The organism is Acidobacteriota bacterium, from assembly GCA_016715115.1.
Lineage (GTDB): Bacteria > Acidobacteriota > Blastocatellia > Pyrinomonadales > Pyrinomonadaceae > JAFDVJ01.
The window spans coordinates 54,025-68,976 of record JADKBM010000004.1 but is presented as its reverse complement, the minus strand read 5'-3'; the positions used below and the strand labels follow the sequence as shown (position 1 = coordinate 68,976).

The window sequence follows — 14,952 nt, the reverse complement described above, 5'->3', positions numbered from 1 at the left end:
TGGTAAGAGATTATGCAAAATGTTGATGCAATGAACATCGCGGACGAACCGAAAGTGAATTATTTGACGAACGGATTCTCCCTTAGGTCGTGGCTCTTGACGAAGGATCATAAACGCATCGCGATTATGTATCTGATCACGGTTTCCGCGTTCTTTCTGATCGGCGGCCTTTATGCCGCGACGATCCGACTCGAATTGCTGACGCCGCAAAGCGACCTCCTTGAATCGGGACAATACAACCGCGTCTTTACACAGCACGGCGTGGTGATGGTCTTCTTCTTTCTGATTCCCGTGATCCCGGCCATCCTCGGAAACTTCTTGCTGCCGCTGATGATCGGTGCCAAGGATCTGGCCCTGCCGCGCATCAATCTTCTGAGTCTCTACATTTACTGGCTCGGAGGCATTCTGACGCTTTGGGCGCTGATGCAGGGCGGGGTCGATACCGGTTGGACGTTCTACACGCCCTACTCGACGACATTTTCAAATACCTATGTGATGGCCGTCGGACTCGGGATCTTTATCAACGGATTCTCGTCGATCCTGACCGGCCTGAACTTCATCGTCACCGTTCACACGATGCGTGCCCCGGGAATGACCTGGTTTCGTTTGCCGCTTTTTGTCTGGGCGAATTATGCGACGGCTCTCGTGATGATCCTCGGAACGCCGGTGGTCGCGATCACAGTCCTGTTGCTTGCGATCGAACGCGTCGCGCACGTCGGCATCTTCGATCCGGCGATCGGCGGCGATCCGATCCTGTTCCAACATCTGTTTTGGTTCTACTCGCACCCGGCCGTTTACATTATGATTCTGCCGAGTATGGGAATCATCTCCGAACTGATCTCGAACTTTTCGCGCAAGAAGGTCTTCGGGTACGAGTTCATCGCGTTCTCGTCGATCGCGATCGCGGTCTTTGGTTTCCTCGTCTGGGGCCATCATATGTTCGTCAGCGGCCAGTCGGTCTATGCCGGACTCGTTTTCTCGTTCCTGACAATGGTTGTCGCGGTTCCGTCGGCGATCAAGATGTTCAACTGGACGGCGACTCTCTACAAAGGTTCGATCTCGTACGACGCGCCGATGCTCTTCGCATTCGGATTTATGGGACTGTTCCTGATCGGTGGCCTGACCGGACTGTTTCTCGGATCGATGGGACTCAACGTTCATCTGACGGACACCTATTTCATCGTCTCGCACTTCCACTACGTGATGGTCGGCGGAACGGTTCTCGGGTATCTGGGAGGACTCCATTACTGGTGGCCGAAGATGACCGGGCGAATGTATTCTGAGTTTTGGGGAAAGATTTCGGCGATGCTCGTCTTCGTCGGATTCAACCTGACGTTCTTTCCGCAGTTCATTCTCGGCTATCAGGGAATGCCGCGGCGCTACGCCGCATACCCTGAGGAGTTTCAGGTTCTGAACATCTTTTCAACCGCCGGCGCGTCGGTGCTTGGGCTCGGTATGTCGCTTCCCGTTGTTTACCTGGTCCATTCGCTGGTTTTTGGCAAAAAGGCCGAAGCGAACCCGTGGATGCATCCGGGACTCGAATGGCGCACGGCATCGCCGCCGCCGACCGAGAACTTCGACCAAATGCCCGTTGTTACCTGGGATGCGTATTCGTTTGGCGAGGAAAGCGAACTCGATATCGAAGGCGCCCGCAAGCGGGAGTTGGCAAAGGTCTAATTTTCGGGTTTCGGATTTCGGCTTGCGACCGGACCGGTCGAATCGGGAAATCGCAAATCACAAATCACAAATCGCAAATACTTTATGGCACACGAACACGATTATCATCCGCCGGGTCTTCAACATCAGTTTGAAGATATGCAGCAGCAACAGGATTCCGTGACTCTTGGAATGTGGGCTTTCCTTGTTCAGGAAATCATGTTCTTTGGCGGACTGTTTACGGCATATTTGGTCTTTCGCTCGCGATATCCGATGGCGTTCGCGGCGGGAAGTAATCACCTGGACGCGTTTCTGGGCGGTCTGAACACGCTTGTCCTGATCATCAGCAGTTTGACGATGGCACTGACGGTTTACTTCGCGCAAAAGGGTAACCGCAATCTGCAGGTCATAATGATCGTGTTGACGATGATCTTCGGCACGACGTTCCTGGTCGTCAAATTCTTCGAGTATTCCGACAAGTATCATCACGGACTCGTTCCGTTCAACGGTCTGAACCAGAAGGTCAAGAAACAAGCCGGCGGCGAAACTGAAAAATCGTCGCTCGTGCTGCCTTTCGAAACCAAGGCCGATGCCGCCGAGACGAAGACTGAGGCGAAACCCGAAGCCGAACACGCCAATCCGCGCGGCGAGTTCCAATGGAGAGACGAGGACAAGCACGGAGTCAAGATCGTGCTCGATGCGCAGAAGCTCGGGCATCTGACGGCTTACGAAAAATCGGGTTATTTCACGAACGGCGAGTACGACAACGCGAAGTTCACGCAGAAGGTTCGGATGTTCTTCTACATCTACTTCGTGATGACCGGACTGCACGGCCTGCATATGGTCGTCGGGCTCGGTATTATGCTCTGGCTTCTTGTGATGGCTTGGCGCGGAACGTACTCCGCGGAATACTATTCACCGGTCGAGATCTCCGGACTTTACTGGCACTTCGTCGATATTGTCTGGATCTTTCTTTTCCCGTTGCTTTATTTGCTCGGAAGACACTTTTTGGCAGGAGGACATTGATTGAATGTCGGATAATCACACAGAAAACGAACACATCGGAATTCCGGGCTATTTGGGGGTTTTCGGGATCTTGGTCGTCGGCACGATCGTGACCTATCTCGTTGCTTTGCAGGATCTTGACGGCATCCTGTTCCCCGGCGCGAACACGTTGCTCGCACTGGCGATCGCGTTTACGAAGATGACGTTCGTCATCCTCTTCTTTATGCACGTGCGCTGGCAGTCGAAACTGATCTGGCTTTCTGCGGTCGCCGCTTTTTTCTGGATGGCGATTATGTTTGCCTACACTATGCAGGATTACCTGACGCGCTCAACGGGAATTTTTACCCAATAGGACGCGCATCGACAACATCGCAGAAAACGCGGCCGCGAAGGGCAAAAAGCCTTTTCGGCCGCGTCTTTTGGTGTTAGGTGAATTGAAATCGGCCGTGATATTATTTGTCCTTTGCATTCAGAACACGTTTTTTTGTGAGAGTTTTAAGACAACATACCCTGAAGTTTGGTCATCAATACGGAATGCTGAAACGAAGCCCCCTGCTATTTTGTTTACTGTCTTTATCCTTATTCGCAGGCAGCTGTATTTCTCCGAAAGACAAGGTAGAACGCGCCAAACTGCTGAAGACTGAAACGGCGGAAACGGCCGCCTTGCTCGCAAAGATCAACAATCTGGCGCGTATCAACTCGATGCGCGCGAAAATGGATCTCAAGTTTGAGGACAACTCGTACGCCGAGATCGGGATCGCGGAAAAATACAAAACGGCGGACGGCGAAATCGTCGTTCAGAGACCGGCGAACATCTTGCTCAAGGTCCAGGTGCCGGTTATCAAGTCCGACGTCGCTCAAATGACATCGAACGGATCGACGTTTCGCGTCGCGATATTGCAGGACGGCGGAGACGGCCGTTACAAGAAGTTTGTCATCGGAAGCAACGCGGCCGATTATTCGATGCTTCAGGAACAGGTGCGGAACACGGACCTCGACAACGGCGCGGTGATCAAACAGAACGTCAACGCGTTCGCAAGCCTTAGGCCGCAGCATTTTACCGACGCAATGCTCGTTCGGCCAGTCGATACCGAGCGATATTCCTATCTGACGAGTTCGATCTTTCAGGAAGAGTATGATTTTACGGCGAACAAGAAATCTCCTTTGAAATGGGTTTTGCGGGGTTACTATCTGGTCGACGAGGTCGCGCGTTCGGCGGACGGAACGATGAAGGTCAAACGGCGCTTCTGGTTCGACCGCGTCGGCGGCATTCGCATCGCCAGGCAGCAGATTTTCGACGATCGCGGCGAAATCGATTCTGACGTCAGCTACGGTCAGGAAGGCCAGCTCGGCGAAACCGAAGAATACAAGGATATGCCGCTCCAGATCTCGGTGACGCGTCCGAAAGAAAAATACAAGATGCGTCTGACATATCAGACGCCGCTGGCGGTCTCAATCGGCAAAACCTATCCGGGCGCGGCTTTTCAACTTGAAAACACGTGGGGACTGCAAGAGGTTGATCTCGACAAGAAACTCGAGGAAATACGCGCCGAAAAGGCGAAATTGAGCAGCGCGAACAACGCCTCCAGAGCGCAGTAAGATTGGTTTTTTGTGAATCGTGCCGGAAACGATTTACAATTAACAACATCAATGAAAACCATTCTCGAAACAATCGATCTCAAGAAGAGCTACAAGGTTGGGAAGATCGAAAATCCCGTCTTGCACGGCGTTACGATCTCGATCAAGGAAGGCGAATTCGTCGCCATAATGGGACCTTCGGGTTGCGGCAAATCGACCCTGCTCCATTTGCTGGGAGGACTTCTGAGCCCGACAAGCGGTTCGATCATTATCGACGGAGAGGACCTTGCCAAAGTTTCGGACGCGCAACGGACCGATATCCGGCGGCGCAAGATCGGATTTGTTTTTCAACGCTTCAACCTTTTTCCGACACTTACCGCCGAAGGTAACTTGAAACTCGCCGAAAAGATCCATACCGGCCACGGCAACACCTTGCCGGACAAACGCCGCGAAGTTTTGCGAGTTCTCAAACTTGACGATAAAATGCACCATAAGCCGCTCGAACTTTCGGGTGGCGAACAGCAGCGCGTGGCGCTTGCGCGTGCGGTCATCAATTCGCCGGCGATAATCCTGGCCGATGAACCGACGGGCAATCTCGACACGGAGAATTCCGAGATCGTGCTCAAGATGTTCCGCGAACTGAATGAAGAGTTTAACCAGACGATCATTATGATCACGCACAACCCGGAAGCCGCGGCGGTTTGCTCGCGGATAATCCAGATGCGTGACGGATTGGTAGTCAATTGATTTTAGATTTTGGATTTTGGATTGATCGGTCCGAACCTCAAGATCGCAAATCGCAAATCGCAAATCGCAAATCCGAAATGCTTAAGGACATTATCCTTTGGAAATACGAACGGGCCAGCTGGCAGTGGGACGTTTTGTGCCTGCTGATAATGGCGTTCATATTTTTGACGCCCAAGGCCTGGTTCGATCGCAAGGACCGTCTGGCAACCCAAACCACCAGGCTGATCGTCAAACAACAGGATTTTTCGCCGGATCGCGCTGAGCTTGAGAAAAAGGTTCGACAACTGAGCGGCAATCAAACTGCCGAGGTCGTCGATTGGCGCGAAAAGAAAAACGTGAAAGGCGAGACGGTCTACGAAGTTGAAATGAGTCAGTCGGCGCGGTAGTTGGACCGACTCGATTTGGAGTAATCATATGAAGTCAATCATTAGCGCGATCGCCCTGACGGTCGCTTTCTGCATTTTTACACCGGCGAACGCGAGTGCGCAGGTCAATGAGATCCTGAAACGAATGGACACGCACTACAAGGCGCTGGCATCGCTCAAAGCGGACGTTTCGCGCGAGGTCACGAACTCGCAGTTGAACGAGACCGACAAGCAGTCCGGCAATCTCACGCTGCTGCCCGGAAAAGGCACGAAACTGTCGTTTCGCTTGAATTGGACGTCACCGAAAGAAGAGAACATCTCGGTCGTGAACGGAAAGTATATCGTTTACATACCGAGCTACAAGCGAGTCTATGTCGGAAGTTCGAGTTCGAAAACCGTCAAAGACAAGGGCGGCAACGCGCTTGCGGTGATGAGTATGTCGAAGGAAGAGATCAAGGCGAATTACGACGCCACGTACATCGGCGCCGAAACCGTCGGCGGTACCGACACGCTTCGGATGAAGCTCACGCCGAAAGCGAAGGCCGATTACAAGTATATCGAGCTTTGGGTTGACGGCAACGGAATGCCGATCCAGGGCAAGATCGTCAAACTCAACAACGACAGCGATACCATCCGCTTTTCGAACTTGAAGAAGAACGAGAAAGTCGACAAGAGCGTTTTCGCGATCAAACCGCCGAAAGGGACGGAAATCGTCAAGGGTTGACCCCCGCGTTTGCCTTCGATCGTACGAACGGGAAAGCTTCGGAATAGTTGAAAGCTGATAGTTGACAGGTGATAGTTCGGCGCTTCGGCCCCAACTATCAGTTATCAACTATCAGCTTTCAACTATTCCGGAATGTCCGCGACCGCGGCGCCGGTTGAAAAACACAGTCCCCAGAACCTATAATTACGGATTCGTATTGCGAGATTGATCAATATGCCCAAGGCCAGCAGTTTTAGTCGTTTTACGCGCGGAGTACGTCATACGGTTCGCGCCTTTGCTTCGACCAAGCATCCAGTTTTGGTCCACATCGTCCCGATGCGGCGATGCAATCTCGCCTGCACGTATTGCAACGAATACGATAAAACGAGCGATCCGGTGGCGATCGACGTGATGCTCAAACGGATCGACAAACTCGCCGAATTCGGATCGTCGGTGATCACCATTTCCGGCGGCGAACCGATGATGCACCCGGAGATCTACGAGATCATCGCACGCATCCGCCATCACGGAATGATCGCCGGACTGATCTCCAACGGCTATTATTTCCAGACCGAGAAGATCAAGAAATTGAATGAGGCGGGGCTCGACTACCTGCAGATCTCGATCGACAACGTGACGCCCGACGACGTGTCAAAGAAGAGTCTCAAGGTTCTCGACGGCAAGCTCGTCAATCTGTCCGAGCACGCGAAGTTCAAGGTGAACATCAACTCGGTCGTCGGCGGCGGTGTCGCGAATCCGGATGAAGCTCTGATCATCGCGAACCGCGCGATCGAACTCGGGTTTTCATCGACTGTCGGCGTCATCCACGACGAAATGGGCCTAAACAAAGGCCTGACGGATCACGAAAAGCGCGTTTACAAGGAAATCAAGGCCAAAGGCTCCCGCTCCTACGCGCGCTGGAACTGGTTTCAGGATGAGCTTGTCGAAGGGAACGAATACGAATGGCGGTGCCGCGCCGGCGCGCGCTATCTCTACGTCTGCGAGGAGGGCCTCGTTCACTGGTGCTCCCAGCAACGCGGAACACCGGGAATCCCGCTGCTCGAATACACACACGAGGATATGCATCGCGAGTACAACACCGAAAAATGGTGCGCCCCGACCTGCACCATCCAGTGCGTCCATCAAGTCGGCCACCTCGACGCCTGGCGTGACAAGCAGATCTCGCCCGAAGAGTACAAGAAAGGGAAGGGACTCAAAAAGGAAACCGTTGCGCAGGTCCTCGGATCGGAATGATTCAATTTCGGATTTCGGATTTGTGATTTAGGATTTTGTTCAGGGTCGGGCTCCTGCACGACCGGAAAGCCCCGTCATGCGTTACAATTCAAGATCATGATCGACCGACTGGCTGCCGTCGCAAAACTATTCGAACTCATAGAGAATCCGTCGCTGATCCGGCATTGTTATTCGGTCGAGCTCGTGATGCGAGGCGCGGCCGAGCGGTTCGGGCACCCGGATGAAGCGGACGCGTGGGGAATCGCCGGGTTGCTCCACGATGCGGATTATGAGAAGTTCCCGGACCGGCATCCGAACGTCATCGTCGATTGGCTCCGCTCGACCGGCGAAGAGCGCATCGCCTACGCAATTTCTGCGCATTTCACGGAGTGGAACGTCCCGTACGTCTCGACGCTCGACAAGGCGCTGCTTGCCTGCGACGAACTTACCGGATTCGTCGTCGCCTGCGCATTGATCCGGCCGACGGGAATTATCGGAATGGATACGGCGAGCGTCATCAAGAAATTCAAGAATCCGAAGTTCGCCGCCGGCGTTTCGCGGTTCGAGGTAACCGCCGGAGCCGAGATGCTCGGCGTCGAGCTCGACGAATTGGTCGGATTCATCATCAGCGTCCTGAACGAAAACGCCGAACGGCTCGGGCTTTCGGGAAATCGGTTTGACGTCGGAGTTGTCCGTTGAACGCATCGAACGTGATCACCGCGCAAAGGTGAACAACGCCCGGAAGTAGTGCTCGCCGTTTTGTCGGCAACTGTTTGACAAAAGACCGCCTCAAACCACAGAATCAGCGAATCGAAAGCATTTGAGGAGAAATCATTATGAAAACAATCTTTGGCCAGACAGTCTTGATATCGGCGTTTGCGGTACTTTTTGCGTTCGTCGCGGGGGCGAACGCGCAACCGACGAACTCCGGTGAATTCAAGGTGATAAACAAGGGCGACGTGGGTGCCCGTCTGGCTGCCGATTTTGCCGTTAAGGAGCGCTCGGCGCAGACAAAGAAAACGGTTAAACTCGGCGAGATCGTTAAGGCCGAAGATCAATCTCCACTCGGAAAGCCGCGGATTTTCAGGCTCTGTCTGGATGTGATCGCCAGCGGGAAATCGTTGTCCGCTCAGGCAGTGGTTTCGATGGATATGTATTCCAACCTCAAACTCGAACGTTGGACCGAAGCCGCGTGCGGAGACTCCGAAGTCTTCAAACCCGTCAGAAAAGGTGATGCCGGTGCCGATATGGCCGCCGACTTTGCGGTCCGGGAACAGTCAAAGAAGACAAAGACGACGATCACCCTCGATGAACTCGTCAACGCCGAGGATCAGGAATCCGAGACTTTCAGCCGAAAATTCCGGCTTTGCCTCGCGGTTTCCGCAGGCGGCAAATCGAAGCGCACACAGGCCGTCGTAACGATGGATCAATACTCTAATCTTAAGCTCATCAGCTGGTCCGAAACGGATTGCGGTGGTGTCGCCGACGAATTCACGCCGGTCGAAGACGACGATGCCGGTCCGGAAATTGCGGCCGATTTTGCCGTCAAGGAACGGTCCGCCAAAACGAAGACGAAGGTCACGCTCGGTGAACTGATCAAGGCTGAAGACCAGGAATTCAAGAATTTTAGTCGCAATTTCCGACTCTGCCTGGATGTCGAAACCGACGGCAAGCAGTCGGTTGTGCAGGCGATCGTGTCGATGGATCAATACTCAAATTTCAAGTTGTTGAGTTGGACCGCTTCAGATTGCGACAAATAAGCGCATCCGTAAGATAACGCGAAATGAGAGTTTCGATCCTGCTGATTGTTTTGCTATTTTCCGCCTGCTCGCGGACGCCCGAGCCCGCAGCGCGACCTGAACCGTCGCCGGTGCCGCGCAGCGCCGATGCCGACCAATTCATCAAACGAATGAACGAACCCGGAGTCGCGAATCTGCAACAGAGCGCGTTCAAGACTCTGTCGACGGATTTTTCCGATTTCAAGAAATCTGACACCGTGATGAATCAAACGTCGTGGTTTCTCCGCGTTCTCAGCCGATACGAAAACGGCGATCGGGCAGCGCTCGACGAATATGGCGGAATCGCGAAGTTCACTGACAAATGTGCTGTCTGGATCAAGGACGACGACCAGTCGATCCGCGCGTTTGGAGCCGTTATGATCGGCGTTTCGGGCGACAAATCGTTCGCGCCGCAGTTGGCGGAGCTCCTGACAAATTCCAAATACGCCGAGAAAGATAAGGTGAAGTACGATCGCGGGCGGGCTGCGATCGCACTCGGGATGATCGGCGCCGAAGATTACAAGCCGCAGCTCGCAAAGATGCTCACGAGCAGCGAGTATAACGACCGACAGGGCGCGGCGCTCGGACTCGGATTCTTGAAGGCCAAGGAGTATGCGAAAGAGGTCGCCAGGCTTCAGGACGACAAGGAACCGAACGTCCGCGACGACGCCCGCGGCGCGCTGAAGTTGATGGGTGCGGATGAACTGATCAGGAAATGATCGACGGCCCTCCATCGCAGAACAGGTCGGAAGCAAGAGGCTATGGTCAACAAGCGAAAAATCTTGGTCGTCGCCGTTGCTCTCGTGATCGCGGCGGCGCACCTTGTCCCGGTCGGGAGACTCCTGCCGGCGGGTTGGTCGTCGATCTACGCGAGTTACTTTTCGGATATCGCAATTCCGTTCGCATTCTATTTTCTGCTTTGTGCGGCCGACCGGACGACGCCGATTCTCCGAATTTGGAGCGTCCGAACCGCGATCGCATTCGTGCTGCCGGCGTTCGCCGAGACCTGCCAGTATTTCGGAATCCCGCTCCTCGGTTCAACGTTCGATCCGTTCGACTATCTGATGTATGCGATCGGCACGATCGCCGCCGCTTTGATCGACAAGTTCGTTTTTTCAAAAGTCTTTCGTTTTTGGGACGAATGATCTCGCGCGGCGTTGGCCGTGGGATTCTGTTGCAAAATACGGCCAACTGTCAAATAATTGGGACATTCGTAATGCGAGCGGATCCCGGCCATCGAGTTCTTCCCCTTTGCTCATTGCCGCGAAAAGGGATTCTTGGCACGTGTTTTCGGATTTTTAATTGAGTTTGTTATGTCAGAAACCAAAATGATAACTCCCTGTTTGTGGTTCGACGGAAACGGCGAAGAGGCGGCGGCGTTTTATGTTTCGCTGTTCGCGAATTCGTCGATCGGAACCGTCGCGCGTTTTGACGGCGTCAACGCGGTGACCGTCGAGTTCACTCTCGACGGCTCCAAATTCGTCGCGCTGAATGGCGGGCCGCAATACAGGTTCACGCCGGCGATCTCGTTTTTCGTGATGTGCGAAAGCATTGAAGAGATCGACTCGCTCTGGGCGAAGATCACCGACGGCGGCGGCGTTATGATGCCGCTCGACAAGTACGAATGGAGCGATCGCTACGGCTGGGGATCCGACCGCTTCGGACTCGGGTGGCAACTGATGCTCGGACCTGTCGCGAGCGTCGGCCAAAAGATCGTGCCGTGCCTGCTTTTCGTCGGCGATCAATACGGCCGCGGCGAAGAGGCGATCAATCTCTACACTTCGGTTTTCCCGGATTCGCCGATCGACGGAATCTTGCGCTATGGCGCCAACGAACCCGGACGCGAGGGAACGGTGAAACACGCGCAATTCGCGCTCCGCGGCAGCAAATTCACCGTTATGGACGGCCCCGGCGAGCACGCCTTCGGATTCAGCGAAGCACTTTCGTTCATCGTCAGCTGCGACGATCAGGCCGAGATCGGTCATTACTGGTCAAGCCTCACAGCCAACGGCGGCGCCGAAAGTATGTGCGGCTGGCTCAAGGACCCGTTCGGCGTCTCGTGGCAGATCGTGCCGGCGAACATCGGCGAACTTCTTTCGACTCCGGCCGCAATGCAGGCGATGTTCGGGATGCGCAAGATCGATATTGCCGGGTTGAGGCACGCCGCTGGATGATCGTTCGATTCGGCGAACGACTCTGGTTGTGGGGTAGATACAAATGTTGTTGCTGTTGAGCTTGGCGGTTTGTTTTTGCTTTCCGGTTGTCATCGGGGTCCGGATGAAGCGTCGCTCAAAGGTTTTGGATCTCGTGATCGTATCTGCCGTCGCTTTGGCGCTTCCGGTTGGGTTTGTTGCCCAAGCGGCTATGCACAAATGCGATCCGACGAATCCAGGAGATCTATGTGACGCTCTCGACGTCCATGTTGTCGACGCCACGGTTCTCTTTTGGCCGATCATCTGGCTGATCGGCATCGCGATCAGCGGATTCGGTTTCCTGATCGGACGCCGTGCCCATCCCGACAACCGTGATTTGAACAAGCTCGACCTTATCAAGCTGAATTGAGAGTCCGAAATGAAGCATAATCTCGAATCAACCTTTCTCCGTCTACGTCCGGACGCTTCGATCGAAAAACTGCCGGTCGATGACTCATTCTGGCCCAAGATCGCGGCCGGCGCGTTTGGCGATTTTCATAATGAATATCTCGTCACGGTCAATCGGTTCGACAGTGACTGGCCGTTTTGGGAGCGGCATCCGAACGGCGACGAGATCGTCTGCCTGATCTCCGGAAGAATCGTTTTCGTGCTCGACGGCGCCGGCGAAACCGAGCTTTCGAATCCGGGCGATTTCGCGTTCGTTCCGAAGGGGGCCTGGCACACGGCGCGCGTCGCGGACCAGGCGACGTTGCTTTTCATCACCGCCGGCGAAGGAACGGAACATCGGTGAAAGCTGCTAATTGATCACTAATGTTCGTCGCAGCGCAGAACTATCAGTTATCAGCTATCAACTCCCACCTATTCCGAATCAATCATACTGCAATCAATGAGGCGGACGGCGATTCATCGACACCGCTGAATTCCGAAGATCGAGGCGTCGGGTTCGCGCACGGGACCCAAGCTTGAATCATCCCCCGCCAAGGTCTAATCTAAGTCCAAGGATACGCGAGGACGATTCAGATGATCCAACCTTTCGATGGGAAACTTGCAGTTTACGGACTCGATGTCGCAGGATCGATCAAGGCGCTCGAATCCGACATTCACGGACTGACTGGCGAAGAGGCTGCAGGCCGTCTTGACGAATTTGGCCCGAACGAACTTCTCACGGCCGTCCGGCTCTCGCCCTGGTCTCTTCTCTTTGATCAATTCAAGAACGTGCTCATCATAATTCTGTTGATCGCGACTGCGCTTTCGGCAGTGCTCGGGCACGGCGTCGAAGCGATCGCCATCACCGTCATCGTGATGTTCGCGGTTTTGCTCGGTTTCGTGCAGGAATACCGGGCGGAAAAGGCGATCGAGGCGCTCAAACGTATGGCGGCCCCGACGTCGACCGTTCTTCGAGACCGGATCGAGGTCGAGGTCCCCGGGCGCGAGATCGTCCCCGGGGACATCATCCTGATCAGGGCCGGAGATAAGATCCCGGCCGATGCGCGTCTCATCGAATCGCATAGCCTGCATCTTGAAGAAGCCGCTCTGACGGGCGAGTCGGTCGCCGTCGAAAAACATACCGACGCGCTTCCCGGTGAGCTTTCGCCCGGCGACCGTCTGAATATGGCGTTCGCCGGAACGACCGCGACCTACGGACGCGGACGCGCGGTCGTCGCGGCGACCGGAATGCGGACGGAATTCGGAAAGATCGCACGTATGCTCGAAACGGTCGAGTCTTCGAAGACCCCGCTACAACAAAATCTCGACCGGCTTGGAACTTGGCTCGCTCGCGCGGCGCTTGGGATCGTTGCGGTGATCGTCGTACTGGGCATCTTCCGCGGCCAACCGTGGGTCGAGATGTTCGTTTTCGGCATCGCGCTCGCCGTCGCCGTCGTTCCGGAGGCGCTGCCGGCGGTCGTTACGATCTCGCTCGCGATCGGCGTTCAGCGAATGGCGCGCCGCAACGCGCTGATGCGCAAACTCCCGGCCGTTGAGACACTCGGGAGCACGTCCGTGATCTGTACCGACAAGACCGGAACCTTGACCCGCGACGAGATGACCGTGCGAAAGATCTGGTCCGCGGGCGAAACGTTTGAAGTCGCGGGCGCCGGCTACGAACCGGTCGGGGAATTCTCTTCGGCTGGGAATAAATGTCAGCCGCCGACGGGTTTGACCGAAATGTTGTCGGCCGCGGTCCTCGCATCCGACGCGCGGATCGAGTATGACCGGACCGAGAAAATCTGGCGTGCGAAGGGTGACCCGACGGAAGCTGCGTTGATCGTTGCGGCGCAGAAAGCGGGCCTCAGCCGGGGCGACCTCGAAGAGGACTTCCGTCGGATCGCCGAGATCCCGTTCACGTCCGAAACGAAGAGAATGACGACGCTCAACGTCGGTCCGAATGGGAAGATCATCTTCGCGAAAGGCGCGCCCGAGATCATTGTCGTTTCCTGTTCGATGGTCGCGACCGCCGACGGCGAACGGGAGATGGAACCGTCGGATGCCGAGGAGATTCTCGAAACCGCGAGAACATTCGCCGAGGGCGCGCTCAGGGTTCTTGCGGTCGCGCGAAAGAAGGATTCCGCCCTGACCGAAGACGAGTTTGAAATGACCTTTCTCGGTCTTGTCGGAATGATCGATCCACCACGTCCCGAAGCGCGCGATGCGATCGAGACCTGCAAAAGAGCGGGAATTCGAACGGTGCTGATCACCGGCGATCACCCTTTAACGGCCGGTGCCGTCGCTCGCGAAATCGGCCTTCTGCAGTCGGGCCGAATCGTTACGGGAAGGGAATTGGACGCGATGGATGACGAGGTGTTTGCGGGCGAGGTCGAGAACATTGAAGTGTACGCCCGTGTTTCACCCGCACATAAACTCCGTGTCGTGACCGCATTGCAGGCAAAAGACCATATCGTCGCGATGACCGGCGACGGGGTCAACGATGCGCCCGCACTGAAAAAGGCGGACATCGGGATCGCGATGGGTATCACCGGCACTGACGTCACGAAAGAAGCGGCGGCGATGACTTTGACGGACGACAACTTTGCGTCGATCGTCGCCGCAGTTGAGGAAGGTCGAGGCATTTTCGGGAATATCAAAAAGTACTTGATGTATCTTCTTTCGTGCAACATCGGTGAGATCGGCTTGATGGCCGGCGCTTCCCTCGTCGGATTGCCATTGCCGCTGACCGCGGTCCAACTGCTTTACGTAAACCTCGCGACCGACGGATTGCCGGCGCTCGCGCTCGCGGTCGACCCTCCCGAACCCGATCTGATGAGCCGCAAGCCGCGCGATCCGCATCGGGGAATATTCACGCGTCCCGTCGTGACGCTGATGCTCGTCGGCGGCGTTTGGTCGGCGGCGGTCAATATGTTCGTGTTTTGGTGGGCGCTTACACAAGGCAGAACGCAGGCGGAAGCGATGACGATGACCTTCGTGACGCTTGTTGTGATCCAGTTCATCAACGCCTACAACTTCCGTTCGGACCGTCTTTCGATCCTGACCCGGCCGTTCGCGAACAAATGGCTTAACATTGCGATCAGTTGGGAAATGCTGCTCCTGATGGCGGTGCTTTATGTGCCGTTTCTGCAGATCCCGTTCGGCACGTTCGATCTGCCGGCGACGGATTGGATTTTTATTCTTGGCGCGTCGGCAACCATCGTGCCCGTTCTCGAAGCGTCGAAATGGATGGAGCGGCGCGGCTGGTTCGGCTCGGTGGCTTAGGCTTCCGAAAAAGTTAACCTCGCACG

Annotated in this window: 16 protein-coding genes; all 16 read left to right on the top strand. The window is 55.2% G+C overall.

All coding sequences use genetic code 11. From position 1 onward, the window contains the following. Window positions 1-12 precede the first annotated feature (12 nt). The 16 genes from ctaD to IPN69_02485 all read left to right on the top strand — a co-directional run bounded on the left by ctaD (window position 13) and on the right by IPN69_02485 (window position 14,926). Window positions 13-1,677, top strand: a complete 1,665-nt coding sequence (gene ctaD / locus IPN69_02560; GenBank protein ID MBK8809596.1) for a cytochrome c oxidase subunit I — start codon at window positions 13-15, stop codon at window positions 1,675-1,677. An 84-nt stretch (window positions 1,678-1,761) separates the two neighbouring features. Next, window positions 1,762-2,682 (top strand): cytochrome c oxidase subunit 3 family protein, encoded by a 921-nt coding sequence (locus tag IPN69_02555; GenBank protein ID MBK8809595.1) that lies wholly within the window; start codon window positions 1,762-1,764, stop codon window positions 2,680-2,682. A 4-nt stretch (window positions 2,683-2,686) separates the two neighbouring features. Next, the gene (locus IPN69_02550; GenBank protein MBK8809594.1) at window positions 2,687-3,013 is read left to right on the top strand and encodes a cytochrome C oxidase subunit IV family protein; all 327 of its coding nucleotides are present in this window, start codon (window positions 2,687-2,689) and stop codon (window positions 3,011-3,013) included. 311 nt (window positions 3,014-3,324) lie between these two features. Next, window positions 3,325-4,260, top strand: coding sequence for a hypothetical protein (locus IPN69_02545; protein ID MBK8809593.1), 936 nt, complete (start codon window positions 3,325-3,327; stop codon window positions 4,258-4,260). Between the two features lie 51 nt (window positions 4,261-4,311). Next, window positions 4,312-4,986, top strand: a complete 675-nt coding sequence (locus IPN69_02540; GenBank protein ID MBK8809592.1) for an ABC transporter ATP-binding protein — start codon at window positions 4,312-4,314, stop codon at window positions 4,984-4,986. A gap of 77 nt (window positions 4,987-5,063) precedes the next feature. Continuing rightward, window positions 5,064-5,372 (top strand): hypothetical protein, encoded by a 309-nt coding sequence (locus tag IPN69_02535; protein ID MBK8809591.1) that lies wholly within the window; start codon window positions 5,064-5,066, stop codon window positions 5,370-5,372. Window positions 5,373-5,400: 28 nt separating this feature from the next. After that, window positions 5,401-6,075: an outer membrane lipoprotein carrier protein LolA gene (locus tag IPN69_02530; protein ID MBK8809590.1), complete on the top strand. Its 675-nt coding sequence runs from the start codon at window positions 5,401-5,403 to the stop codon at window positions 6,073-6,075. Between the two features lie 213 nt (window positions 6,076-6,288). Further along, complete coding sequence (locus tag IPN69_02525; protein ID MBK8809589.1) at window positions 6,289-7,308, top strand: radical SAM protein; 1,020 nt, start codon at window positions 6,289-6,291, stop codon at window positions 7,306-7,308. 96 nt (window positions 7,309-7,404) lie between these two features. Beyond that, window positions 7,405-7,986 (top strand): HD domain-containing protein, encoded by a 582-nt coding sequence (locus IPN69_02520; GenBank protein MBK8809588.1) that lies wholly within the window; start codon window positions 7,405-7,407, stop codon window positions 7,984-7,986. Between the two features lie 137 nt (window positions 7,987-8,123). Continuing rightward, window positions 8,124-9,047 carry a hypothetical protein gene (locus IPN69_02515; protein ID MBK8809587.1) on the top strand — a complete coding sequence of 308 codons (924 nt, stop codon included), beginning with the start codon at window positions 8,124-8,126 and terminating at the stop codon, window positions 9,045-9,047. Between the two features lie 23 nt (window positions 9,048-9,070). Next, a complete protein-coding gene (locus tag IPN69_02510; protein MBK8809586.1) occupies window positions 9,071-9,784 on the top strand; it encodes a HEAT repeat domain-containing protein in 714 nt (237 codons plus the stop codon). Between the two features lie 42 nt (window positions 9,785-9,826). Next, a complete protein-coding gene (locus IPN69_02505) occupies window positions 9,827-10,210 on the top strand; it encodes a hypothetical protein (GenBank protein ID MBK8809585.1) in 384 nt (127 codons plus the stop codon). A gap of 168 nt (window positions 10,211-10,378) precedes the next feature. Then, window positions 10,379-11,239 (top strand): VOC family protein, encoded by an 861-nt coding sequence (locus IPN69_02500; protein MBK8809584.1) that lies wholly within the window; start codon window positions 10,379-10,381, stop codon window positions 11,237-11,239. Between the two features lie 103 nt (window positions 11,240-11,342). Further along, window positions 11,343-11,627, top strand: coding sequence for a hypothetical protein (locus tag IPN69_02495; protein ID MBK8809583.1), 285 nt, complete (start codon window positions 11,343-11,345; stop codon window positions 11,625-11,627). A 9-nt stretch (window positions 11,628-11,636) separates the two neighbouring features. Beyond that, entirely contained in the window at window positions 11,637-12,008 is a 372-nt protein-coding gene (locus IPN69_02490) for a cupin domain-containing protein (protein MBK8809582.1), read from the top strand. A gap of 230 nt (window positions 12,009-12,238) precedes the next feature. Beyond that, on the top strand, window positions 12,239-14,926 hold the full coding sequence (locus tag IPN69_02485; GenBank protein MBK8809581.1) for a cation-translocating P-type ATPase: 2,688 nt from the start codon (window positions 12,239-12,241) through the stop codon (window positions 14,924-14,926). The last annotated feature ends 26 nt before the right edge of the window (window positions 14,927-14,952 follow it).